The sequence below is a fragment of the Acetobacter tropicalis genome (assembly GCF_030644465.1).
In the GTDB taxonomy this organism is placed as follows: Bacteria; Pseudomonadota; Alphaproteobacteria; order Acetobacterales; family Acetobacteraceae; genus Acetobacter; species Acetobacter tropicalis.
Genome location: NZ_JAUYUW010000001.1, coordinates 1,255,368 through 1,280,296, shown reverse-complemented (window position 1 = coordinate 1,280,296; position 24,929 = coordinate 1,255,368). Strand labels below are relative to the sequence as shown.

Genomic DNA, 24,929 nt, shown 5'->3' with positions numbered 1-24,929 from the left:
CCATGAGCGAGAAGGACATCATTCCCGCGGGCCAGACTTCTGACCCGGGCAACAATGAGGAAAAAAGCCCGGATTTTCTTCGGCAAGCTGATGATCCCTATGCACAGGGCGACATGCCGCCCGCTTTGCTGGAATTTCATTCACCTACCGCAGCATTGGTTAATCTGCCCCCTACGGCGTCTGCCCAGTATATTACGTGGGTGATTGGGGCGCTCGTTCTGTCCTCGGTTACGGTCATGACTGTCTTCCCGCTTGATCGGGTGGTGTCCACACAGGGACGCATGGTCTCTACGGAACAGACGCTGGTTGTGCAGCCTCTGGACACATCTATTGTCCGGTCCATTGATGTGCGGGCAGGGGATTTTGTTCATAAGGGCGATGTGCTGGCTCATCTTGATCCGACCTCCAGTGGGGCGGATATTGATAACATGCGCACTCAGAATGAGCAGTATCAGGCCGAGGTCGATCGGCTTCTGGCCGAAGCCAAGGGTGAGACATATCATGTTGATCCACAGAACCCTGCTTCTGCTCAGCAGGGAGAAGCTTTTCTGAGGCGCAAGGCGGAATACGACGCCAAAGTTCAGAATTATGACAAGCAGATCGCCAGCCTCCAGAATGATCTGCAAGGCTATCTGGCGAGTGCGGCCATGTATGCGTCACAGGCAAGAGTGGCGGCAGATGTGCATAAAATGCGCATGCAGTTGCAGAAAGACCAAGTTGGGAGCAAGCTCTCTACATTGGGGGCACAGAGTTCCTTGATGGAAATTGAGCGCTCGCAGATCGGGGCGCAGCAGCAGGCGGGTTCAACCCGGAACAAGCTGGCGGCTCAGGTTTCTGAAAAAGAGAGCTATGTTCAGAACTGGAAGGCCGAGGTCTATAAGGATCTTGTTCTGGCCCAGCATCATCTGGCCGAGGCAAAGGGCGCGTATCAGAAAGCTGTGCTGCACAATAGCATGGTCATCTTGAAAGCGGACGAAGATGCTGTAGTACTTAGCCTTGCCAAAGTGTCTGTCGGGTCTGTGCTTACTCAAGGGCAGCAGATCATGACATTGGTGCCCCTTGGCAAAGGGCTTGAAATTGAGTCCGTGATGTCCGGGAAGGATGCCGGGTTTGTCCGGTTGGGCGACAAGGCGCAAGTTAAATTCGCAACTTTCCCGTTCCAGCAATACGGTGGGGCAGAAGCTACTGTACGGACCATCAGTGCGGATTCTTTCGTCTCCGACCCGAATAGCCAGCAGGACCCAGGCGTGACGCCCGACAGCAGCACCAAGGCGTTTTACCGCATTCGTCTCCGCGTGGATCGTTATACCCTGCATGGGGTGCCCAGCTTCTTCCATCCCCAGCCGGGTATGCCGGTTACCGCGGATATCCGGGTTGGGAAGCGGACCATCATGCAGTATCTGCTGAACAGCTTCATACCATTGATGACTGATGGCATGCGTGAACCCTGATCAGGGTTCTGCGTCGTTGTTCAGAGGATAGAAGAGGGCTGATGTCATGTTCGGTGGTCTGATCAGGCGGTTCTTTGGGCGGCGTCCGTCCCCGGCAGAAGCACGTCTGGCTGATGCCCGTGCTCTGATGGAGGACCCGGATAGCGCTGCAAAAGGATTTGCCGATCTTGCCGTTCTGGCGCGGGAAGGGGTGACAGAGGCCCAGTTCCTGGTGGGGCAAGCCTACCTGAACGGCATGGGGGTTCCACCCAATCTGGTTGAAGGGGTGCGGTGGACACGGCGGGCGGCACGGAAAGGCTGGACGAAAGCCGCTTTTGTGCTGGCCACATTGTATCTGCATGGCCTGCCGCCTGAAGCGGAAGAGGGGCATGAGCAGGGCCCTTCCGTTTTTGACGATGTCCGGCCGCCGCCTGACCAAAAGCCTGATCCTGATTTTATCAAGGCGGCTCACTGGGCCAAGATTGCAGCCGAACAAGGTAATGCGGACGGGCAGGCTCTTTATGGGTATGTGCTCAGTGCTGGTCCGGAGACAATTCGCAACACGACGGAAGGGCTGCGTTGGTACCAGAAAGCGGCCGCAGCGGGATGTGCGCAGGGTCATCTGGGGCTGGGGCTTGCGGCTCTCGGGAGTGCCAAAACGCATGACGATTACGCCAAAGCTGCCAAGGAACTGAAACAGGCGGCAGATAAGGGGTTGGGAACAGCTCTGTATCTTTTGGGTGTGATGAGCGAGCGTGGAACAGGTGTTCCGCAAGATGATGCTGTTGCCATGCAGTATTATGAGCAGGCGGCGGAGAAGAAAATTCGGGGGGCGCAGGCCAAATATGGACTGGGCCTCATGGCGGGACGCGGTGTGGCACGGAATACGGCCCGTGGGGAAACATGGTTGCGCCGTGCGGCTTTGGCCGGGGATGCAGAAGCTGCTGCTATTCTGGGAGATATGTACGGCCGAGGTGGAGATCTGCCCCCCAATTATGCGGAAGCCATTTCCTGGTATCGGTTCGCATCAGACCATGGACATGCCGCTGCAAGCCACACTTTGGGTACGTTGTATCAGGCTGGTGTTGGTGTCCCTAAAGATCCGGAAGCGGCAGAGCACTGGTTCCGCGTTGCGGCGGAGCAAGGCAACAAGGAAGCTGTGGCTGACCTCGGCAACCTTTCCTTGCGTGGTCAAATGTCTTCTGAGATCAGTCAGGATGTCATGAAGGCCTATCGCGCCAGTGCGGAAAAAGGTGATCTTCTGGCAGCCTTTAATTTTGGTGTCTGTCTGGCGCAGGGTGTCGGGACAGAACAGAATGAAGAAGAAGCGCTGCAATGGCTGCGCAAGGCCGCGGAGAAGGTTGTCAACGCGCAGTACTGGTACGGACATATGCTCCTGAAAGGCCGGGGAGCGGAACAAAACCCGGAAGAAGGCCGCGTCTGGATTCAAAAAGCTGCCGAAGCAGGCATGGCGGAAGCCGAGGCAGCTTATGCAGATCTGCTGGTACAGGGCATTGGTGGCCCACGGGATCATACGGCTGCTCTTGAGTTTTACAAAAAAGCAGCCGAGGCTGGGCAGATTCCCGCCATGTTCTCGGTCGGGGCTCTGTATGGCGGTGGCCACGACATTCCTGAAAATCGTGCTCTGGCACGTGAATGGTTCCAGAAAGCTGCCGAGCACGGTAACCCGGCTGCGCAGTTGATGATGGGCCGTTATCTGGCTAACGGACTGGGCGGAGAAAGAGACCTTGACGGGGCCAGTGTGTGGTACCGGAAAGCCGAAGCCCAGAATATCATTCAGGCGAGTGCGGAACTTTCGGCCCTTAATGCCTTGCGCAAGGCAGAACAGATGCCGGTAGAGGGATAAGGGCACCTTATTCCGTGATGATGTGACAGTGCCAAAACCGCGCGTATCATGACACTGTTGCAAAACATGCTGTTCTGGCAGGATGAAACCCTGACCCGAGAACAACGTGCTACAGTGGCAAGTGCGCAGGCGCAGGACTCTTTCCGGCGCGGAAACGCGGCATGGGAAAGCGGACAGAAAGAGGCAGCGTGGGACTGGCTGGAGCGCGCCAACCGGCAGGCTGCCGATAATCCTCATGTCATGTTTGCTTTGGCTCTTGCCCGGCATGCTGTTGGAGATGCACCCGGCGCCATTCTCCTTCTGGAAGCTCTTCTGAAACAGTTTGATTTTCGGGAAGGCTGGCTTCTGCTCACGACCTTTCGTCAGGCTGATGGGGACAGGGCGGGGGCTTTGCAGGCGCTGGCGAAACTTCTTTCCAGCTTTGCTGCTACGCCTGAAAGCCGGAAACTGGCAGCCTCTGTCTGCCGCCTGAACGGTGTGGCGCTATGGGGTTTTCTTGATAGAAATGGCCTTCTGAAACTTGAAGGTCAGACTGTGCCAGATCAGCCGGAATTCTGGCTGGATGGCGTCTCCGTTCAGGCCAGGAAGACGCAGGGCGGCTGGTCTTTTCCGCAAGGATGGCAACGGGCGCAGGTATTGGATGTCCAGTGTGCTGATGCACCAAATGTATTGGGAAGTCCTTTTTCTATAAAAGATTTTTTCCAGTGTGCCGGTGCTGTCGCCGCCGGGGACGGAGGGCTGGAAGGGTGGTGTTGGCATCCTTACAATGCTGATTATGCGCCGGACCTTACGCTACGTGACCCTCAAACGGATGAGAGTCTGTTACAGGTGAACGCAGAGGCGTTCAGCCGGTCGGTCAGTTCAGATCAACCTCTGGCGCGCTACCGGCGTATTTTTGTGCCATGGGAAAAGTTGCCGGAAGGGCCTGTGCGGGTGGTTGGATCTGCAGGGCAGGATCTTGCAGGTAGCCCGCTGGATGCGCGGCTAGAATGGCGTTCCGCGCATCAGACAGCACAGATGGTGAATGGTGTGCTGCCCCCCTCCTTCTGCAAAAGCAGAAGCCGAAAAACGCTTCAGTCTCCGTCCTTGTTCATTCCTCTGCCTGTTGCAGATACGGTTATCGCACGGCCAGAGAGTGGGAGTGGTCGCAAACCTCTGGCGATTATTATTCCTGTTTTTCGAAATCATGCAGTGACCCTGGCGTGCCTTCAGGCTGTGAGGGGCACTGTTGCGGGAAAGAAAATTTGCGTTGTGGTGGTGGATGATGCCTCACCTGAGCCGGATCTGGCTGAGGCGGTTGAGGCTTTTGCGCGGCAGCATCGGTTTGAATGGGTGCGGCATGAAAAAAACCGAGGCTTTCCTGCTGCGGTGAATACAGGCCTGCAAAAAGCTGCGGGGTGTGACGTTATTGTTCTGAATAGTGATACGCTGGTCGCTAAAGGCTGGGTGGAGGAACTCCGCCATATTGCCTACGCTGCGGCGGATACGGGTACTGTCACGCCATTTTCGAATGACGCCAGTATTCTCTCCTATCCCTCGCCTGAGCGCAAAAACGTGGTGCCGGATGAGGAAGAAACGCAAAACCTTATGGTGGCGGCACATGCGGCCAATGCCGGGCAGGCCGTGGAAATCCCGACAGCAAACGGGTTTTGCATGTATGTGCGGCATGATTGCCTGATTCAAACAGGCCTGTTGCGGGAAGATGTTTTTGCCCAAGGCTATGGGGAGGAAAATGATTTCTGCATGCGGGCACGCGCTTTGGGCTGGAAGCATATGGCGGCGCCCGGCGCGTTTGTAGCACATGTCGGGTCAGCTTCGTTTGGAGAGGCGCGTGCCGCCCTCATGCAGCGGAATGCAGCCATTCTGGAACGTCTGCACCCCGGATATCATGCCTTCATTGCTGGCTGGATGGCGCAAAACCCTCTTTTTGACGCGCGTAGGCGTCTGGATCTGGTGCGTTTTCGGGCTCAGAGTGCAGGGAAAGGGAGCAAGCCCAAAGCTGTTGTTCTCGTCACGCACGCTCATGGGGGCGGGGTGGAACGGGTTGTGCAGCAGCAGGCGGCGACCGTTCATAAAAAAGGCGCACGCGGGCTGGTACTCAGGCCAACGGAAAACGGATGTGTGCTGGAGGATGCCGCTGCTCCTGAGTACGCATGGCCGTCCCTGCGGTTCCGTCTGCCCGAAGAATGGACTGTTCTAACCCGTCTCTTGCGGGCGGAGGGTGTCTCACTGGTGGCGTTCCACCATCTGGAAGGCCATGCGCCGCAGATGTATGGGCTGGCGGCAGCGCTGGGGTGCCCGCATACCGTGCACGTGCATGATTATATGTGGTTCTGCCAGCGGATTTCTCTATTGGGGCCCCAGGGCACCTATTGCGGGGAACCTGATGTGGCGGGGTGTCAGCGCTGCGTGGCTCTGGCAGGCAGAAACATAACGGAAGAGTGCGATATTCCCGTCTATCTGGCGCGGTCTGAAAGGTTGCTGAAAAGTGCACGGGCCGTCTATGCGCCGTCGCGTGATACCGCAAAACGCATGATGCGCCATTTTCCGACTGTTCGGTGTCAGGTAAAGGCGCTGGAAAAAGCGGACGCTCTGTTACCGCGTTCCTCTGCTGTGGCAAGGTCAGTAAAAAAACAACCAGCGTTACCACCCGTAGGCAGTGGTGTGTTGGGGAGCCCGGCACAGCAGGGCGCGCGCCGCCTTCGTTTGTGTCTTATTGGCGGGATCGGGTGGGAAAAAGGGTATGGGGTTCTGCATCAGGCCGCGCTGGATGCCGCCATGCGGGATCTGCCGTTGGAGTTTGTGATCGTCGGGCATACGCCCGATGATGCGACCCTTATGAAAACAGGCCGTGTTTTCATAACCGGAGAATACCGGGAAGAAGATGCTGTTTCGCTCATTGCGTCCGTGCAGGCGCAAGCGGCTTTTCTGCCCTCAATCTGGCCGGAAACCTGGTGTTTTACACTCAGTCTTGCATGGAAGGCGGGGCTGCCCGCCATTGTGTTTGATCTGGGTGCGCCTGCTGAACGGGTACGGGCCAGTGGCCGGGGAAAAGTGATTAATCCTGCTCTTTCTGGCGCTGCCCTGAATGACATTTTGATCAAAATGGATTTTACTGAGTGAGGAAGACGCAAATTATTAGACTTTGAGCCTGTGTTTCTTTACCAGTTCATGGTTTTTTGATTTACACTTGTGCCAACAGTGTCATGTGGAAAGAGGGTTTATGTCACAGACTAGCCAGGCGCCTGCCCAGCAGCGTATTTCAGACCTTAAGGTATCAGGCCATCTGATGACGCTTCAGACTGGCCTGTTCTGTGTTTTTCACACACCAGGCCAGCAGCCGCCTACCGCAGCAGGCCTGCCGGGCGTGCGTATTTCCCAGCCGCCGCTCAAAACACCCGGCGCAGTGGAAATTGTCACCTTTGAAGGGGATGGCTGGCTGGGTGCGCAGAATGGTGCGGCTCTGGTGCGTGTGCGGCGTGGCCCGGCGCAGGTCATGATCACCATTTATCAGGAACTTAATTCCCCGCATGAAGCGCCCCGCCTGCAGGTGGTGCAGTTGAGCGCGCAGGCTGATGCTCCCGCTCCGGCCGCAGCCGCCGGACTGAGCGCCCCCGCTGTTGCCCCCCGCGCGCAGGGTGCGGCCTCCGCGTCTCAGGCCCGTTCTGAGCCTGCTGCCCAGAAACCGGAAGTGGGTGCCCATATTCAGCGCCGCGGCGATGTTGCCGTGCGTCTGGGGGAATGGATGGGTGAGCCGGGCAGCCATGCCTGGATTGAAGGCTTTGGTGTTGCGCCAGCAGAACTGATTGACGCCTCCGATATCGAATATCAGGCTGTTCTGGGTAAAGGCTGGCTGTCTCCGTGGGTGGATGGAGGTCAGTATTGCGGTAGCCGTGGCATGGCGCTGCCCATTCTGGGTCTGTGCGTCCGCCTGAAGGGTGATGCTGCCAAGAAGTTCATCTGCCGCGTAACAGCCACCTTTACTGATGGCACGAAAGTTGGCCCGGTGGAAAATGGCGAGCCGGTGGAATCTGAAACCCTTGCACCGCTTGAAGCTTTCCTGCTGGAAATTCTGCCACGGGATGGGGCTGGTGCAGGCCGGGGCCGCCGTAAAGGCAAGACGGACAAAGCCTCTGCCAAAGCTGCGGCAGAAGATCTGGCCGCTTTGCTTGAAGAAGAAGTAGAGGCTCTGGAAGAGCTTGAAGAGATCGCGGAACTGGAAGAGCTGGAAGATGCTGAACCAGAAGAATTTGATCTCTTGATTGAAGAAGACGCGGCACCTGAAGAGTCCGTAGCTCCTCGCAAGCGCCGTGGTGGTCGCAAGCCACTCAAGACCAAGGCTGCGGAACCAGCCAGGGCGGTAGCCCCTGTAAAAGCTTCACATGGTCGGGGCCGTAAAGCCAGTGCGCCAGAAAAGGCTGCTCCTGCTGCGCGTTCCGCCAGCCCGCGCCAGAGTGCGCGTGCCAAACAGGCACCATCCAAGGCGGCGCGTACTCCTGCGCCGCGTGGCGCAGGCCGGGGCCGCAAGCCCGGATCACGCCGTTAAAGCAAGAATGGCCCGGTCTTTTCAGGCCGGGCCTTCTTCTTTGCAAAAGCCGAAAGACAGGAAGCAGGCGGCGTTTTGAAATATCTTTTCATTCACCAGAATTTTCCGGGGCAGTATCTGCATCTTGTGCGCCATCTTGTGCGCCAGGGCGGGAACGAGATTGTTTTCATTAGTGAAGACAACGCCAATGTCATTCCCGGTGTAAGGCGCGTGCGTTACCGTGTGCCGCGCACGGCAACAGAAACAGCCCATCCTGGTGTGCGGGATCTGGATATTGGCCTCATGCGGGCAGATGCCGTGGCCAAGGCGGCCCAGACCCTGAAAAACCTTGGTTTTGTGCCTGATATTATTCTGGGGCACCACGGATGGGGCGAGCTTCTGAATATTCAGGACGTGTACCCCAACGTGCCTGTTCTTGGCTATTTTGAGTTTTACTATCACACCGAGCCCGGTTTTGATGTGGATTTTGACCCGGAATTTCCCATGGCTCCGGAAGTCATTCCCTTGGTCCGCACCAAGAATGCCGTCAATCTGCTGGCTCTGACCAACCCCGGTTACGGGCAGACCCCGACAGAATTTCAGAAAAGTACATACCCGCGCTGGGCACAGGACACGATTACCGTCCTGCGGGAAGGGGTGGACCTTGAGCTCTGCCGTCCAGACCCGAAGGCCGCCAAAAAGACCCTGAAAGTGGGGGATGTACGCATCACCCCCAAACAGAAGCTGGTCACCTATGTTGCGCGTGATCTGGAACCGTATCGCGGGTTTCATGAATTTATGCGGGCGTTGCCTCGGGTGCTGGATGAGCAGCCAGATGCCCACGTGGTTGTGGTGGGTGGAGATGGCGTCAGTTACGGTGCCCGTCTGGCTTCCGGGTGCTGGCGTGAAATCATGCTGGAGGAACTCAAGGGCAGGCTGGATCTTTCCCGCATTCATTTTGTGGGTAAGGTTTCGTATGAAACATTTCGTGCCTTGCTACAGCGTTCCGATGCCCATGTGTATCTGACCTATCCTTTTGTGGCGTCATGGTCCTTGCGGGAGGCTATGGCCATGGGGTGTGCCCTGGTAGGCAGCGCCACTGCTCCGGTAGAAGAGTTCATCAAGCACGGTGAGACAGGCCTGCTGGCTCCGTTTACGGAACCAGAGCGGATTGCCGACGCCATATTGGAACTGCTGACCAACAAGCCGCTGGCCAAGCGTCTGCGGCTTGCAGTCCGGCAGGAAGCGGAGCGCTCCCTGTGCATGGCATCCTATCTGGCGGATTATGAAAAACTGATTGCCCGCCTGATCAAGGATCATCCCACAACAGAAGCCACACCGGAGAAGGCCGAGAGTAAAGCGCGCTCTACAGCCGTGCCGGTTTCTGCGCCAAAGCCACGTAAGGTCAGAAAAGCTCCGGTTAAAACCAATGGCGTGGCCGAGCCTGTGGCTCCTGCCAAAGCGCCAGCCCGCTCGCGCATTGCCCCGAAAAAGGTGACGCCATCACAGGTTGCCGTATCAAAGACTGCTGTACCCAAGCCCGCAGCACGTACCCGGAAAAAGCGGCCTCCCTCAGCTTCCTGATGTCCCTGCGGGCTTTGGTCCGCAGGTGAGGCTGTCTTGTCTCAAGTGGCGGGCCGAAAGCCTGTCACTTTCAGGGGTAACATACCCGGGCCGCCGGACCAGAGAGAGGGCTCAGATACGCGGGGGGATGGAGGTGTTCACGCGGTCTGCCAGTTGAATGGTGAGATTGCGCATGAGTGCGGCAATGTCAGCATCCGTGGCGACTGAGCCGGATGCGGTCAGATGTGCACGGTCACGAATCAGCGGCTTGTTGGGGTCCTGCGGCAGAACAGCCCAGTTTGCATCCAGCACGGCCTGCCCGTTGGCATCCACATCAAAGCGGGAAATGTTGACCTGCACCCGCAGCGTGGCCACGTCCACCAGCGGCTGATCCGTAATCAGTTCATTGGGGTGGGAGTTGGCGATCTCGTTGGTAATCAGGTCCGTCATGCCAAGGGAAAGGCGTGTCGCCCAACGGGATTTCGGGCTGCGCACAATTTCTTCCCCATTGCGCAGCACCATGTCCTGAGAATCCAGATAATCCGGAATCACCACGCGGCTGATCTGAATGGTGGTGGCGCGGGAGGACAGGTGCGGCTGCCGCACTTCCTGATCGGAGGGCATGCCAAGGGTGTAGAGCCGCAACGGGGGCGAGGCACAGGCTGAAAGCAGGGCGCAGGCTGTAAGGGCGGTAAAGGCCAGACGGCGGGCGGAAAACATCATGGACGGCGTCCCATCAGCAGAAGTTGCGGGTTGCGTTCAACATCACTGGCAAAGCCACGCAGGGAGGCGGCGGCGGAAGCAATATCCCGCAGGGCAGCGTCCAGATTGGCCCGATCAGCTGAGCGTGGAGAGATAATGCCCTGCAGGCTGTCCAGCGCTTTGGTGGCAGACAGCATGGTGGCGTGAATATCTGCCCCACGCCCGCTTAGCTGTGTGGTGCCGGTTTCCAGCAGCGTGTCCATTTTGGAGAGCGTGATATCCAGCTTGCTCTGAAGGTCGCGGATCGCCTGCGTGGCAGCCTGCACCGTGTCATGCGAGCGGTCGGTCGTGACTTTCATGCTGGCGATCAACGGCGGCAGATCATCGTTCAGCTTGTCACTGAGGGACTGGATGGAGCGCAGCGTATCATCCGCGTGGTGGGCAATATCCTTCACGGGAAGCTGGCCTAGCGTGTCCTTCAGCTTTTCCATGGTGGACAGGCGGGCGGGAATTTCCGGCAGATCCGTAATGCGCGGGTGCAAAACAGCAGGGGCGGACTTGTCAAAATCCAGTTCGATGTTGGATTGCCCGGTTACAAAGCTTTGCAGGTTCAGTTCTGCGCGCAGACCGTTGGCAATCATGTCCTGCACCCGCACCTTGGTGTCCCCCGGTACATCGCGCACCACATGGATCTGGTCCGGCTCAAGGGTCAGCACAACGGGAATGTAGGCTTTGTGGTCCAGCGGATCAAAACGCAGCGTGATGCTTTTGACAGACCCCACCTTCACACCACGGAAGTTGACGGGTGCGCCCACGGCCAGACCCGTAATGGAGTTCTGAAACACCACTGCGGCCTCCCGCGAGGGGGTGAAAAAGCGCATGTGCCCGAACAGCATGATGATGGCCAGCCCCAGTAAGCCGCCGCCTATCACAAACGCGCCGATCAGGGTTTTCCGGTTTGTGCCTTCAGCCATGCTGCTTCAGCCCTTTGTCTCAGAGGCAGGAGCGATGTCCGCCTTACGGTTCATGAATGCCACCACTTCAGGAATGGTGTTGTGGTCGCGCAGATCCCGCGGAGACCCACGGGCAATGGGGGTGTGGGTGCGGGCATCCAGAAAGATGCCGTCATCCGCAATCTTGAACAGGCTGGGCAGTTCGTGGCTGACAATCACAATTGTCGCGCCAAGCCCATCCCGCAGGGTCAGGATCAGATCATCCAGCCGGGCGGAGGTAATGGGGTCCAGCCCGGCGGAGGGTTCATCAAAAAACAGGATGTCCGGCTCCAGCGCAATGGCGCGGGCCAGCCCGGCCCGTTTACGCATGCCGCCGGAAATTTCAGATGGCATCAGGTCAATGGCCTGCTCCATGCCCACAAAGCCCAGTTTGAGCTCCACAAGCCGCCGGATCACTTCTGGCGTCAGGTCTGTGAACATTTCCATGGGCAGGGCCACGTTTTCCCCCACCGTCATGGAACTCCACAGCGCGGCGCTCTGAAACAGCACGCCATAGCGATGGTTCAGCTCCGTGCGGCGCTTTTCGTTCTGTGCCCAGTAATCTTCCCCACCCACCAGAATCTGGCCGGAGGTGGGGCGCAAAAGGCCGATCATGCTTTTCAGCAGCGTGCTCTTGCCGCAGCCTGAACCACCCATCACGGCAAAAATGGAACCGCGTTTAAGATCAAAGGAAACGTTCTGCTGAATAACCTTGGGGCCAAAGGCAATGGTCAGATCGCGCACGGAAATCAGGGTGTCTGGCTCGGTCATGTCAAATGTCCAGTGCGTTCGCGATAACCGCGAAAACCGCATCCATGGCGATAATCCCCACAATGCCGATCACCACCGCGCGGGTGGCGGCAATGCCCACATCCGCCGCACTCCGCCCGGCCTTCAGGCCCACACGGCAGGCCGCCAGCGCAATAAAGCTGGCGAAAAAGAAGGATTTCACAAAGCCGAACACAAATTCATGCAGGGCCACGCCATCAAACGTGGTGGTCCAGTAACCAATGGCGGACACGCTCATCATGCTCATGGCCACCACAAACCCGCCCAGAATGGCGATCAGCGTGCCATACAGATACAAAAGCGGCATCATCAGCGCGAGCGAGAGGATGGACGGCAGCAGAATGTAGGTGGACACCGGAATGCCAAACACCTGTAGCGCGTCAATTTCCTCATTGCCCAGCATGGTGGAGATGCGGGCCGCATACGCGCCGCCGGTGCGCCCCGCCATGATGATGGCGGTCATGATGGCTGAAATCTCGCGGGCGCAGGCAATGCCTACCAGATTGGCCACATAGATCTCGGCTGCAAAGCGGCGAAGTTCCACCAGCCCCACAAAGGCCAGAATGGCGCCCACCAGAAAATTCACCACACCCACAATTAGCAGCGCGGATGGCCCGGCATTCCAGATATCGGTGGCCAGATCCTTCAGCCGCATCCCGCTTTTGCCGGTTACGGTTTTCAGCGCGCCCTTGGTGGTTTCTTCCGCCAGTTCGGCCACGGTGCCGGTTTCTGTCAGCGTGTTGAGGGTGATATCCCCCACCCGTTCCAGCAGTGGTGGTTTGGGGCCGGGGCCAGCGGGCTTGGCGGCTGGCTGTTCTGGCAGCAGCGCCAGCAGGCGTTGGGCAGGTTCTGGCAGATGTGTGGGGTCAAACGTTAGCCCGGCATGGCCCGCAGCCTGTTTGACATCCCACAGAAAGGTAATGAACGCGGAATCCCACTGTTGCAGGCCAGTGGTGTCTATTTGCAGCGTCTGGCCCTGATGGGTCTGGTTCAGCCCATCGGTGGGGAAGGGAGCCATTCCGCCATTCTGCACCGTCCAGTCACCCTGCACATGCAGGCAGGGGGTGCCTGTGTGCATGTCCAGATCCCAATGGGGTGCGGCCCGGGGTGTCTGGCTGGCGGAGGAGGATGATGCGTTTGAATGATCAGTCATGGTGTGTGGCAACATTACGGCACGATGACAGGGCTGACCAGTCCTGCCCGCGCGCGCGGCTGGCCTGCTAAAATGGTCTGGATATTTCAGGCACCCACCTTGCATGGGGTGTTGGGTGGCTGGGCCGGGTCTTGCGAACGGCTGGCAAACAGGCCGTGCGCCATTGCCGCGGGCGCGGCTGTCGGTTAGATGCAGCGCGGTTCTGCCGGTTGTGCAAGCCGGATGCAATTTGGTGTGATGGTGCCTGTTCTGAGCCGCAAGGCCGGAGAGCGCCTGTTGAAACGGGAGTTCCCATGCGACGCAGACGGGGCAGGCCGATAAACGGCTGGCTGATTGTTGATAAACCTACAGGTATGACCTCCACGCAGGTGGTGGGGCGCGCCAAACGGCTGTTTGATGCCCAGAAAGTGGGGCATGGCGGCACGCTGGACCCGCTGGCCACCGGCTTGCTGCCTCTGGCGTTTGGCACAGCCACCAAAACCGTGCCTTACGTGATGGATGGCACCAAGATCTATCGTTTTACCCTGAAGTTGGGTGAATCGCGTGACAGCGATGATGCGGACGGCAATGTGACCGGCCATTCTGACGTGCGCCCCACGGATGACGAACTGCGTGCCGCTCTGCCTGCCCTGACAGGGGATATCATGCAGGTGCCCCCCGTGTTCTCCGCCCTCAAGGTGGCGGGGGAGCGCGCTTATGACATGGCGCGTGATGGCCGACCGCCGGAACTGCCGCCGCGTCCGGCACGGGTGGACCGGTTTGAACTGGTCGAACGGGTGGATCAGGATACGGCCATCTTTGAGGTCGAATCCGGCAAAGGGGTGTACATGCGCGCGCTGGCGCGTGATGTGGCGCTGGCCTGTGGCACTCTTGGCCATATAATCGCGCTCAGGCGCCTGCGCGTGGGGCCTTTTACTGAGGCAGACGCAATAACACTGGACAAAATCGCCCCGAACGACGACAACGCGCATGCCTCACCGGAGCTGCTGCGTCCGGTCGCGACCGCGCTGGCCGACATCCCGGCGCTGGCCCTGACCGCTGATGAAGCTGCTTCCCTGCTGCACGGGCAGGCGCTGAGCCTTGTCGATCTGATGGGACGCATTCCCCAGACCGAAGAAGGTGAGCCTGTTCGGGCCATGGAAGGGGGGCGCGTACTGGGGATCTGCCGCCTGGAAGATGGGCTGCTGCGCCCCGTGCGGATTCTGTGAACCTGATCTTTTTTATGGAGACATGTGATGTCGATTACTGCTGAACGCCGCACGGCGCTGATTAGCGAATACCAGACGACCCCGACCGATACCGGTTCCCCGGAAGTCCAGGTTGCGATTCTGACCGAGCGGATCAACAACCTCACCGAGCATCTGAAAACCCACGCGAAGGATTTCCATTCCCGCCGTGGTCTGCTGATCCTCGTTGGCCGTCGTCGTAGCCTGCTGGACTACCTGCGCGGCAAGAGCGTTGCACGCTATGAAGCGCTGATCGCCCGTCTGGGCCTGCGCCGCTAAGAGTGCGAAGCAAAGGGTGTCTGCCTGCTGGTCAGGCGGCACCCTTTGCGTTCTCTTCGGGGCACGGTTTTGCCGTAACCCCTTGCATGTCAGCACGTTAGGCTGGATGCTAAACATGTTCGCCACAGGCTGTGAGCGCGGGAGTCTGATCCCGGCGGGCCACGGCGTTTCCGACCACATGGCGCCTGGGTGGTATAGCCGCCAGTCTCCATGCCGTCCGAGGCGCTGTCCGCTCCCTTCGGTTCTTTCCCGCCTGTTCTGTGGCTTTGATCTGGAATGAAAGCTGGAACAGTATGAGTATTGATTTTAAGTATTATCGTAAGGAAATTGAATGGGCCGGTCGCCCGCTGGTGCTGGAAACCGGCAAGATCGCCCGTCAGGCTGATGGCGCCGTGGTTGTCACCTATGGTGAAACCGTTGTGCTGTGCACCGCCGTTGGTGCCAAGAACGTCAAGGCCGGTCAGGACTTCTTCCCGCTGACCGTCAACTATCAGGAAAAAGCCTACGCTGCTGGCAAGATTCCCGGTGGCTTCTTCAAGCGTGAAGGCCGTCCGTCTGAAAACGAAACGCTGGTCTCCCGCCTGATCGATCGCCCCATTCGTCCGCTGTTCCCCGAAGGGTTCCGCAACGAGGTGCAGGTTATCGCCACGGTGCTGACGCACGATATGGAGAATGATCCCTCCATTCCGGCGCTGATCGGCTGTTCCGCAGCGCTGACGCTGTCTGGCATTCCCTTCTTTGGCCCGGTTGCCGCAGCCCGCGTTGGCTACAAGGATGGCGCGTTCATTCTGAACCCCACCCTTGAGCAGATGAAGGACGCAGCCCTTGATCTGGTGGTGGCTGGCACGGAAGAAGGCGTGCTGATGGTGGAATCTGAAGCATCAGAACTGTCTGAAGACGTGATGCTGGAAGCCGTTACCTTTGGTCACACAGCCTTCCAGCCGGTGATTGAAGCCATCATCTCTCTGGCTGAACACGCTGCCAAAGCCCCGTGGGATCTGCCGGAAGCGTCCAAGGAAGAACAGAAGCTCCGCACCCGTGTGGACAAGGTTGGCCGCAAGCTGATTGCTGATGCCTACAAGGAAAAGGTGAAGCAGGCGCGCTACGAAAAGATTGGCGCTGCCAAGGAAGCCATCCTTGAAAAGCTGGCCGCCGAGGAACTGGACGTTGACGCTGCCAAGCCGATGCTGAAAGACCTTGAAGCCGATGTGGTTCGCACCGCCGTGCTGAAAACCGGCCTGCGTATTGATGGCCGTGATCTGGTAACGGTTCGTCCCATCGTGTCTGAAGTGGGCATTCTGCCGCGTGCGCACGGTTCCTCCCTGTTCACTCGTGGGGAAACGCAGGCGCTGGTTGTCACCACACTGGGCACCGCACAGGATGAACAGGTGATTGACGCGCTGGAAGGCGAATACCGCACCAACTTCCTGCTGCACTACAACTTCCCTCCCTTCTCCGTTGGGGAATGTGGCCGTATCGGGTCTCCTGGCCGTCGTGAAATCGGGCATGGCAAGCTGGCATGGCGCGCCATTCACCCGCTGCTGCCCAGCCGCAAGGATTTCCCGTACACCCTGCGCGTTGTGTCTGAAATCACGGAAAGCAACGGCTCTTCCTCCATGGCCACGGTGTGCGGTAGCTCCCTGGCGCTGATGGATGCCGGTGTGCCGTTGAAGCGCCCGGTGGCTGGCATTGCCATGGGTCTGATCAAGGAAGGCAAGAACTTTGCCGTTCTGTCTGACATTCTGGGTGATGAAGATCACCTGGGTGACATGGACTTCAAGGTAGCGGGCACCGAACAGGGCGTGACCGCCCTGCAGATGGACATCAAGATCACGTCCATCACGCCGGAAATCATGAAGATTGCGCTGGGTCAGGCCCGTGATGGCCGCTTGCACATTCTGGGTGAAATGAGCAAGGCGCTGACGGAAGGCCGGACGGATGTGTCCTCCACAGCCCCCAAGATCACCACCCTGACCGTGCCGCGCGAAAAAATCCGTGATGTGATTGGTTCAGGCGGTAAAGTTATTCGTGAGATCGTTGAATATTCGGGTGCGAAGGTCGATATCGGAGATGATGGCACGATCACCATCGCTGCGATGTCTGACGATCAGGCCAATAAGGCCATCGAACGGATCAACGGGATTGTGGCTGAACCGGAACTGGGCCGCATTTATGACGGCAAGGTCGTCAAGACGGCTGATTTCGGTGCGTTCGTGAACTTCCTGGGCGCGCGTGATGGGCTGGTTCACATCTCTGAACTGTCTCAGGGCCGTGTGGGCAAGACCACCGATGTTGTGAAGCAGGGCGATGCCGTGAAGGTTAAAGTGATCGGCTTTGATGATCGCGGGAAAGTTAAGCTGTCCATGCGCGTTGTCGATCAGGAAACCGGAGCCGATATCACAGAAACCGTGGGCGCAAAGCCTGCGCGGGCTCCCCGTCGGGATGCTGAATAAGCATCCCCCAAGGGGTGCTTTGCACAGCAGCGCTGATTAAGCAGAACGATAGGACAGCAATGAAGGCGATCAACGCAGTTCGCATGGGGGGCGCAGATGTCCTGCCGCTGGTTGAAGGCGGCAAGGGCGTTTCCGTATCCACAGGTGCTTCAGCCGGAGCATGGGCTGCGGCGGGCGGGGCCGGTACGGTCTCGATCGTCAATGCGGACAGTTATGATGAGGCCGGAAACCCCGTGCCTCAGATCTATCATGGCCGCACCCGGCGGGAACGGCATGAAGAACTGGTAGACTACGCCATTCGCGGCGGGATTGCGCAGGCGCGCATCGCGCACGAGATGGCAGGCGGCAAAGGCCGTATCCACGCCAATATCCTGTGGGAAATGGGCTCGGCCGAACGGGTGATTACCGGCGTTCTTGACGGCGCAAAAGGGCTGATTCACGGCCTGACCTGCGGCGCGGGTATGCCGTATCGCCTCTCGGAAATTGCAGCCACGTATGGGGTGTACTACTACCCCATCGTGTCTTCCGCACGTGCCTTCAACGCGTTGTGGAAGCGGGCCTACAGCAAGGCGTCTGATCTGCTGGGCGGCGTGGTGTATGAAGATCCGTGGCGGGCTGGCGGCCATAACGGCCTCTCCAACACGGAAGACCCGCTGAATCCGGAAGATCCCTATCCGCGGGTTGCGGCGCTGCGCAAGCTCATGCGCTCTTTTGGTCTGGATAACACGCCCATCATCATGGCGGGCGGCGTGTGGTGGCTGGAAGAATGGGAAGACTGGATTGATAATCCGGAACTCGGCCCGATTGTCTTTCAGTTCGGCACACGTCCGTTGCTGACCAAGGAAAGCCCCATTCCGCAGGCGTGGAAAGATCGGCTGCTGACCCTGAAAAAGGGAGACGTGTACCTCAACCGCTTCTCCCCCACAGGTTTCTATTCTTCAGCAGTCAATAACAGCTTCCTTCAGGAACTGCGTGGCCGGTCTGAACGGCAGGTTGCGTTTTCTCCCGAACCGCTGGGTGCGCATCAGGTGCCTTACGGCGTGGGCGCGCGTAAGCGTGAAGTGTTTGTTGCGGCGGAAGATTTTGAGCGTATTCGCGGGTGGGAAGCAGAAGGCTTTGTTGAAGCCATGCGCACACCGGATTCCACGCTCATTTTTGTCACGCCAGACCGTGCGCGGGAAATCATGGCAGATCAGGTAGCCTGCATGGGGTGCCTGTCTGAATGTAAATTCTCCAACTGGAGCCAGCGCGGCCCCAATTACACCAACGGGCACAAGGCTGACCCGCGCTCCTTCTGTATTCAGAAGACGCTTCAGACCGTGGCGCATGCCAACGGCCCGGATGCGGAAGACATCATAGATCACAACCTGATGTTTGGCGGCACCAACGCATGGCGCTTTGCAACTGACCCGTTCTATTCCAACGGGTTTGTGCCAACCGTCGGTCAGTTGGTGGAAAAGATCCTCACCGGGCGCTAAGCCCAGCAGGCTTTTCAAAAGTGATCATCTGTTGCGGCTTTTGTTATGAGGCCACAACAGCAGAAAAGGGCGCTTCGGCGTCCTTTTTTTGTGCCTGCTGCGAGGGGCTTTTGCTTTCCTTAGCTAACAAAGAGGCAGCTCGTTTTGCGACGGGAGGCTGGATGAGGCAGCAAGAATTGCACGGGCAGTCATGAGGGCCTCAAACTAATCCGGAATGTAACCACAGTGGCTTTATTACTTTCCCATCCGGGCAATTTTCTGGTCGGTCTTATATTGGCTCAGAGCGTAAACGGACCAGATGGCTGCCGGAATCCAGCCAATGATCGTTACCTGCAACACCAGACAGATCAGGCCCGCGAAGGGACGCCCGATGGTGAAGAACTGAAGCCACGGTAAAAGCAGGGCCAGAAGAAGGCGCATGGAGGTCATCCTTGTCTTGGGGCGAGAAGAACGCCCTGAAGGGGAGGATGGCTGCTGTGCTGCCGCAAAACAAGCCCCATTGCGCGCTTTGGCGCGTGAGAGATGGGGTAGCCCTATGTGCGTTCGCCTTTGTGTGCTAGAAGAAAGACCCTCACAGCCAGACTGCTGTACAGGCCGGGTTTTGCCCGGTTCAGCGGCCCGGCGCACAACAGTTTTCAGGCGCGCCTCATTCCTTCAGGCGCGCGGCATGACAAGACGGATGGACCTTGACCGAGATTTCTGACCAGCCGGGATCGCCGGAGCCTTCTGACCTTCTGCCTGTCACCATTGAGGAGGAGATGCGCTCCTCCTACCTCGCGTATGCGATGTCGGTGATTGTCAGCCGTGCCCTGCCTGATGTGCGAGACGGCCTGAAGCCGGTGCATCGGCGTATTCTGTACGCCATGCATGAAAGTGGCTTCACGCACGATAAACCCTACCGCAAATCGGCCCGTGCGGTGGGTGACGTGATGGGTAAATATCACCCGCACGGTGACTCCTCCATTTACGATGCCATGGTCCGTATGGCGCAGTCCTGGTCCATGCGCGTCAAGCTGATTGACGGGCAGGGGAACTTTGGTTCCGTGGATGGGGATAGCCCGGCGGCCATGCGTTATACGGAAGCGCGGCTGGCCAAGGCCGCCACCTTCCTGCTGAACGACATTGACCGCGATACGGTTGATTTCCAGCCCAACTATGATGAAAGCGAGCAGGAACCGACCGTTCTGCCCGCAGCTTTCCCCAACCTGCTTATCAATGGCGCCACCGGCATTGCCGTGGGTATGGCCACCAACATTCCGCCCCACAACCCGGCGGAAGTGATTGATGCAACCCTCGCTCTTATCGAAAAACCCGATATGGAGCTTGAAGAGTTGATGGAGCATGTGCCGGGACCCGACTTCCCCACAGGCGGCATCATTCTGGGGCGCTCAGGTATCCGCAGCGCGTTTGCCACCGGCCGCGGCGCGATCATTATTCGTGCCCGCGCCGAGGTTGAGGAAATCCGCAAGGATCGCAAAGCCATTGTGATCACGGAAATTCCGTATCAGGTGAACAAGGCCACCCTGCAGGAGCGCATTGCCGAACTGGTGCGCAACAAGCAGATTGAAGGCATATCAGACATCCGCGATGAATCGGATCGCTCCGGCATGCGGGTGGTGATTGAAATCAAGCGGGACGCCACGCCGGAAGTGGTGCTGAACCACCTCTATCGTTACACCCAGTTGCAGACGTCCTTTGGCGTGAACATGCTGGCGCTGGATGGCGGCAAGCCTCGCCTGATGGGGCTGAAAGATGTTCTGTCCGCCTTTGTTTCCTTCCGTGAAGAAGTCATTCTGCGCCGGGCGCGGTTTGAACTGAACAAGGCGCGGGATCGCGGGCATATTCTGGTCGGGCTGGTGATTGCCGTCGCCAATATTGACGCCGTGATCGCCCTGATCCGCGCAGCGCCTGATGCCGCAACCGCCCGTGAATCCCTGATGGCCGCAAGCTGGGATGCCGCAGATGTCGAGCCCCTGCTGGCGCTCATCCACGATGAAGGCAATCAGGTTGTAGACGGCAAGGTCCGTCTTACTGAAGCACAGGCCCGTGGTATTCTGGAACTGCGCCTGCAACGCCTGACCGGCCTTGAACGCGAAAAGATCCAGCAGGAACTTTCCGAAGTTGCGACCCGGATCAACGAGCTTCTTGAAATTATTGGCAGCCACATCCGCCGCATGGAAGTGCTGCGCGATGAACTGATACTGGCGCGGGCAGAAATTGCGACCCCACGCGCGACCGAAATTTCTGATTACGCAGGTGATCAGGATGATGAAAGCCTGATCGAACCCGGCCAGATGGTTGTTACCATCACGCGGGAAGGCTTCATCAAACGCACGCCGCTTGATGTCTTCCGTGCCCAGAACCGTGGTGGCCGTGGCCGCACCGGCGCTGGCACCCGCGGGGATGATATTGTGGTGCGGTCCTTCAACGCCCACACCCACCAGTGGGTGATGTTCTTCTCCTCCGGCGGCAAGGCGTATCGGGAAAAGATTTGGCGTCTGCCAGAAGCCAGCCCCACCGCCAAAGGCCGTGCGCTGGTCAATCTGCTGCCTGATCTGGGTTCGGATACCATTACCGCCGTTCTGCCGCTGCCGCAGGATGAGGAACTGTGGGAATCCCTGCATCTGGTGTTTGCAACCGCCAGCGGTGGCGTGCGCCGTAACCGTTTGAGTGATTTCCGCAACATCCGCTCCTCCGGCCTGATCGCCATGAAGCTGGATGAAGGCGATAGCCTGATTGGCGTTGCTACCTGCCGTGAAGGGCAGGATGTGTTCCTGGCAACCCGTGGCGCACGCTGCATCCGCTTCCAGATTACGGATGAAACATTGCGCGTGTTTGCAGGCCGTGGCTCTTCCGGTGTGCGCGGCATCAGGCTGGCGGACGGCGACAAGGTGATCAGCCTTGCCGTGCTGAACCATGTTGAAGCCACGGTGGAAGAACGGTCTGCTTATCTGCGTATGGCCAATGCCAAACGCCGTGCAGAAAACGCCGCCGAAGCCGAGGATGATGCCGAAACGCCGGTTGTGGATACGGATGAGGAAGAAGCCTCCTCCGGCACAACCCTGCTGACGCCGGAACGCTTTGCCGAGCTTGAAGCTGCGGAAGAAATTCTGCTGGTGGTGAGCGATGGCGGGTTTGGCCGCCGGTCTTCCGCGTATGATTACCGTGTCAGCGGTCGTGGCGGGCAGGGTATTACCAACATGACCTTCTCCTCCAACAAGCGCGGCAAGGAAGTTGCGGCCACGCTGCCGGTTCTGGATGGCACGGATGTCATGCTGGTGACGGACGCTGGCCGTCTTATCCGTGTGCCGGTGGATCAGGTGCGCGTCATGGCGCGTCAGGCCAGCGGTGTAACCCTGTTCCGCCTGAATGAGGATGAGCGCGTGACGAGCGTGTTCCCCGTCATGGATGATGGTGAGGAAGAAGGGGGCGAGGACGCCGCTGAAACACCGGGCGAAGACGCGTGATCACAGGCGTGCGCCCTGCCCGGCGCATTGGCTTTTATGCCGGGACGTTTGATCCCGTCACCACCGGGCATCTGGACGTGATTGAACGGGCCGCCCGGTTGGTGGACCGTCTGGTGATCGGGGTGGCGGAAAACCCTGCCAAAAATCCGCTCATGCCGCTGGCGGAGCGCGTGGAGTGTGTGGAGCATGAGCTTCCCGCCATAGCGGAGCGAACAGGTGGCGAGTTGAAGGTGACGCCCTTCAACTCCCTGCTGGTGGAAGCGGTGCGTGCGCATGATGCCACACTTATTTTTCGCGGCCTGCGGGTGCTGACGGATTTTGATTATGAAATCCAGATGTCCGGCGTAAACCGGCGGCTGGATGCCACCATAGAAACCGTGTTTCTGATGGCGTCCGAGCGCACGCAGTTCATTTCCTCCCGCCTTGTGAAGGAAATTGCCGGTTATGGTGGTGCCGTTTCCGAGTTTGTCACCCCATATACACAGGAACGTCTGCTCGCCCGGCTAAAGGCGCGGGCTGCGGGGTAACAGGTGCGTTGGCGCCGGTTGCCGGAAAGAGTTAAGGAGAATTCTCTATGTCTACCGAGACAGACAAAAACGACCTGATCTACATGGATGTCCCCGCAGGCCGCGTGGTCATCCGCCTGCGTCCCGATATCGCACCGCTGGCTGCCGAGCGTATCCGTACCCTTTCTGCTGAAGGGTTTTATGATAACGTTCCCTTCCATCGTGTGATTGAAGGCTTCATGGCGCAGGCTGGTGACCCCACGGGCACAGGCACAGGTGGCAGCCCGCTGCCGGACCTGAAAGCGGAATTCACGCGGGACGCCAAGTTCCTGCGCGGCACGCTGGGCATGGCGCGTACGTCTGACCCCAACAGCGCCAACAGCCAGTTTTTCATCATGTTTGAACCGTCTCCGCATCTGGATGGTCAGTACACCATTGTGGGTGACGTGATTGAAGGCATGGAAAACATCGACAAAATCAAGCGCGGTGGCGGCGCGTCCGGCATGGTGCGTGAGCCCGACCGGATTATCAAAATGCGTCCGGCTTCTTCTGAAACTGCCTGATTGTTTCAGAATTTATCCAGACAGAAAGCGCGGCCCCGCAACGGGCCGCGTTTTTTTGTTGGGGGCGATATTTCGGGAGACCGCGCCTGCCATCAAGAAGGGGCATTGGTGTTTTCAGGAGCCCTTTTGCGCGTTATGGGCTTGAAAAAGCATGTCATCGCTTGACACGGGGGGAATGATCCGTCTAGACAGCGTCCCAACAGAGGGCGCACCCTGTTTCAAACCGAGTGCTGCTATTCTGCAAGATGGTGTGAGCCGGTAGCTCAGTTGGTAGAGCATTCGACTTTTAATCGAATGGTCGAGGGTTCGAGTCCCTCCCGGCTCACCATTCTTCCCCACAAGATATGTGCAGAAAAACAGAGTTTCCACAGAAACCGGGGCTCGGTTCCTGATTTGGATAACCTTTTTTTTTTATTTGGCTTTTTCTGATTCGTCTCCGAATCGGCTGGCGCAATCTGTACCCGTTATCCACAGAATTACCCACTGCCCCTATTCCTGTACCCGGAGAGCGGTGCGGCGCGCGCAGAATGTGTGGAAAAAACCACATCCCTTCATCACAGAACCAGAGTGACTGTGTGGCGGATGGCCAGCGCTGTCTGCCGTAGGGAACGGCTCAGGGGAGATCCTGCTCCCATGGGGGAACGGGGCCATAGCATTCCACCAGATAATCAATCATGGCCCTTACTTTTAACGGGGTTGTCTGGCCGGGGGCGTAAACAGCGTGCAGGGGCGGGGCTTCCATCAGGGGCTCATCAAGCGTTATGGCCTGCAACTGGCCGGAACGTAGTTCATTGCTCACCACAAAAACGGGAAGATAGATCAGCCCTTCCCCCGCAACGGCTGCTTCACGTAGGGCATCGCCATTATTGGCGCAGAGCGGGCCGGAAATAGAGACCCCGTGCTCTCCCTTCGCACCGAAATTCCAGCGGCTCGGGTTGCCGGGGTCTCCCAAAGTGTACCCTAGGCATTTGTGCTGGCTCAGTTCCTCAATGCGCTGCGGCGTGCCGGCCTGCGCCAGATAGGCGGGGGAGGCGCACACCACGCAGCGTATGGGCGCAAGTTTGCGCGTGCGCAGGCTGCTGGGGGCCATGTGCTTGATCCGCAGGGTAAGATCCCAACCTTCTTCAATCAGGTCCACTGCGCGGTCATTCAGGCCGAGCTCCACCGTAACCAGAGGGTGTCGGCGGTTAAATTCCGGCAGGAGCGGAGCCACATACCGTATGGCCAGAGAAACAGGGGCATTGAGCCTTAACCGCCCTTGTGGTTCACGGCGCTGCGCCGTAACGGTGCGTTCCACTTCTTCCAGATCCGCCAGAATTTTCTGGGAGCCTTCCAGAAACAGCCGTCCCGCTTCTGTCAGCGAGAGCTTGCGCGTGCTGCGATGAAAAAGGGTGACTCCCATCTGGCGTTCAAGCGCAGTGATGTGCTTGGTCACCATGGTTTGGGAAAGGGAAAGCGCGCGCCCGGCAGCCGTAAAGTTGCCAGTAGCCACAACCTTTACAAAAACCTGCATGCTTGTAATGCGGTCCAGCATAAAATCCACGCACGGGGTTGAGAGGGCAGTAAATGCGCCAGAGTACTGCTGGCAGCGTCACCCTATCATGGTTTGTTCGTGCCGTGCGTGGTTTTGCCAGTGTGGCGGCGTGTGCCGCCAGAAGGGCTGAAAAGCCCGAGCTTTAGTTGCGCCAGCCGGGTGGGCGGCCACGGTAATCATTATAATACCCATGGTCATGCCGCCCGTGGCGGTAACCATCCCTATCATGATAGCGGTGCGGGCCAGAATAACAGCCAGAAAGGCCCAGCGGCAGCAAAAGCAGAAGAAGCGCCGGAACAGATAATTTCTTCATGGAATCCTCCAGAGCACGAAAGCCATCTGATGTGGCTAAAGCGGTAATGAGGCTTTTTAACGTTCTCTCCGTTCCCGGCGTTCCGCAGC

General features: G+C 58.5%; 20 protein-coding genes and 1 tRNA gene. 14 read left to right on the top strand and 7 right to left on the bottom strand.

Going from position 1 to position 24,929, the window contains the following annotated elements:
- The first annotated feature begins 2 nt into the window (after positions 1-2).
- From QWU00_RS05680 to QWU00_RS05660, 5 genes are all read left to right on the top strand, one after another.
- Positions 3-1,451, top strand: coding sequence for an HlyD family type I secretion periplasmic adaptor subunit (locus tag QWU00_RS05680; RefSeq protein ID WP_035381313.1), 1,449 nt, complete (start codon positions 3-5; stop codon positions 1,449-1,451).
- 46 nt (positions 1,452-1,497) lie between these two features.
- A complete protein-coding gene (locus QWU00_RS05675; RefSeq protein WP_035381312.1) occupies positions 1,498-3,297 on the top strand; it encodes a tetratricopeptide repeat protein in 1,800 nt (599 codons plus the stop codon).
- A gap of 48 nt (positions 3,298-3,345) precedes the next feature.
- Complete coding sequence (locus tag QWU00_RS05670) at positions 3,346-6,420, top strand: glycosyltransferase (protein WP_150395591.1); 3,075 nt, start codon at positions 3,346-3,348, stop codon at positions 6,418-6,420.
- 100 nt (positions 6,421-6,520) lie between these two features.
- On the top strand, positions 6,521-7,843 hold the full coding sequence (locus tag QWU00_RS05665; protein ID WP_035381310.1) for a hypothetical protein: 1,323 nt from the start codon (positions 6,521-6,523) through the stop codon (positions 7,841-7,843).
- A 75-nt stretch (positions 7,844-7,918) separates the two neighbouring features.
- On the top strand, positions 7,919-9,406 hold the full coding sequence (locus tag QWU00_RS05660; RefSeq protein WP_035381308.1) for a glycosyltransferase: 1,488 nt from the start codon (positions 7,919-7,921) through the stop codon (positions 9,404-9,406).
- 111 nt (positions 9,407-9,517) lie between these two features.
- Here QWU00_RS05660 and QWU00_RS05655 read toward each other — a convergent pair whose 3' ends face one another.
- The 4 genes from QWU00_RS05655 to QWU00_RS05640 are packed head-to-tail and all read right to left on the bottom strand — an operon-like array spanning position 9,518 to position 13,021.
- On the bottom strand, positions 9,518-10,108 hold the full coding sequence (locus QWU00_RS05655; protein ID WP_035381306.1) for a PqiC family protein: 591 nt from the start codon (positions 10,106-10,108) through the stop codon (positions 9,518-9,520).
- Positions 10,105-11,061, bottom strand: coding sequence for an MlaD family protein (locus QWU00_RS05650; protein WP_035381304.1), 957 nt, complete (start codon positions 11,059-11,061; stop codon positions 10,105-10,107). The genes QWU00_RS05655 and QWU00_RS05650 overlap by 4 nt, the downstream gene beginning before the upstream one ends.
- A 6-nt stretch (positions 11,062-11,067) precedes the next feature.
- Positions 11,068-11,850 (bottom strand): ABC transporter ATP-binding protein, encoded by a 783-nt coding sequence (locus QWU00_RS05645; RefSeq protein WP_006557672.1) that lies wholly within the window; start codon positions 11,848-11,850, stop codon positions 11,068-11,070.
- A gap of 1 nt (position 11,851) precedes the next feature.
- Positions 11,852-13,021, bottom strand: a complete 1,170-nt coding sequence (locus tag QWU00_RS05640) for an ABC transporter permease (RefSeq protein ID WP_035381349.1) — start codon at positions 13,019-13,021, stop codon at positions 11,852-11,854.
- On the opposite strand from QWU00_RS05640, the gene QWU00_RS05635 reads away from it, so the two are divergent.
- The 5 genes from QWU00_RS05635 to QWU00_RS05615 all read left to right on the top strand — a co-directional run bounded on the left by QWU00_RS05635 (position 13,010) and on the right by QWU00_RS05615 (position 18,457).
- Positions 13,010-13,210 (top strand): hypothetical protein, encoded by a 201-nt coding sequence (locus tag QWU00_RS05635; RefSeq protein WP_150395592.1) that lies wholly within the window; start codon positions 13,010-13,012, stop codon positions 13,208-13,210. The genes QWU00_RS05640 and QWU00_RS05635 overlap by 12 nt on opposite strands.
- Before the next feature lie 104 nt (positions 13,211-13,314).
- Positions 13,315-14,229: a tRNA pseudouridine(55) synthase TruB gene (gene truB, locus QWU00_RS05630; protein WP_035381347.1), complete on the top strand. Its 915-nt coding sequence runs from the start codon at positions 13,315-13,317 to the stop codon at positions 14,227-14,229.
- 27 nt (positions 14,230-14,256) lie between these two features.
- Positions 14,257-14,526, top strand: coding sequence for a 30S ribosomal protein S15 (rpsO, locus tag QWU00_RS05625; RefSeq protein ID WP_006557675.1), 270 nt, complete (start codon positions 14,257-14,259; stop codon positions 14,524-14,526).
- A 293-nt stretch (positions 14,527-14,819) separates the two neighbouring features.
- Positions 14,820-16,979 carry a polyribonucleotide nucleotidyltransferase gene (gene pnp, locus QWU00_RS05620; protein ID WP_035381302.1) on the top strand — a complete coding sequence of 720 codons (2,160 nt, stop codon included), beginning with the start codon at positions 14,820-14,822 and terminating at the stop codon, positions 16,977-16,979.
- A gap of 59 nt (positions 16,980-17,038) precedes the next feature.
- Positions 17,039-18,457, top strand: coding sequence for an NAD(P)H-dependent flavin oxidoreductase (locus tag QWU00_RS05615; protein WP_006557677.1), 1,419 nt, complete (start codon positions 17,039-17,041; stop codon positions 18,455-18,457).
- A 234-nt stretch (positions 18,458-18,691) separates the two neighbouring features.
- On the opposite strand, the gene QWU00_RS05610 is transcribed toward QWU00_RS05615, so the two are convergent.
- A complete protein-coding gene (locus tag QWU00_RS05610) occupies positions 18,692-18,877 on the bottom strand; it encodes a YqaE/Pmp3 family membrane protein (protein ID WP_035381345.1) in 186 nt (61 codons plus the stop codon).
- Between the two features lie 266 nt (positions 18,878-19,143).
- Here QWU00_RS05610 and gyrA point away from each other — a divergent pair, with 266 nt between their 5' ends.
- The 4 genes from gyrA to QWU00_RS05590 all read left to right on the top strand — a co-directional run bounded on the left by gyrA (position 19,144) and on the right by QWU00_RS05590 (position 23,321).
- The gene (gyrA, locus tag QWU00_RS05605; RefSeq protein ID WP_035381300.1) at positions 19,144-21,924 is read left to right on the top strand and encodes a DNA gyrase subunit A; all 2,781 of its coding nucleotides are present in this window, start codon (positions 19,144-19,146) and stop codon (positions 21,922-21,924) included.
- Complete coding sequence (gene coaD, locus QWU00_RS05600; protein ID WP_006557680.1) at positions 21,921-22,451, top strand: pantetheine-phosphate adenylyltransferase; 531 nt, start codon at positions 21,921-21,923, stop codon at positions 22,449-22,451. Before gyrA ends, coaD begins: the two co-directional genes overlap by 4 nt.
- 47 nt (positions 22,452-22,498) lie before the next feature.
- Positions 22,499-22,993, top strand: a complete 495-nt coding sequence (locus QWU00_RS05595; protein WP_006557681.1) for a peptidylprolyl isomerase — start codon at positions 22,499-22,501, stop codon at positions 22,991-22,993.
- A gap of 252 nt (positions 22,994-23,245) precedes the next feature.
- Positions 23,246-23,321, top strand: a tRNA-Lys gene (locus QWU00_RS05590).
- 285 nt (positions 23,322-23,606) lie between these two features.
- On the opposite strand, the gene QWU00_RS05585 is transcribed toward QWU00_RS05590, so the two are convergent.
- Both QWU00_RS05585 and QWU00_RS05580 read right to left on the bottom strand, forming a co-directional pair.
- Complete coding sequence (locus tag QWU00_RS05585; protein WP_035381297.1) at positions 23,607-24,527, bottom strand: LysR family transcriptional regulator; 921 nt, start codon at positions 24,525-24,527, stop codon at positions 23,607-23,609.
- Between the two features lie 142 nt (positions 24,528-24,669).
- Positions 24,670-24,840 carry a hypothetical protein gene (locus QWU00_RS05580; protein WP_156105424.1) on the bottom strand — a complete coding sequence of 57 codons (171 nt, stop codon included), beginning with the start codon at positions 24,838-24,840 and terminating at the stop codon, positions 24,670-24,672.
- Between the last annotated feature and the right edge of the window lie 89 nt (positions 24,841-24,929).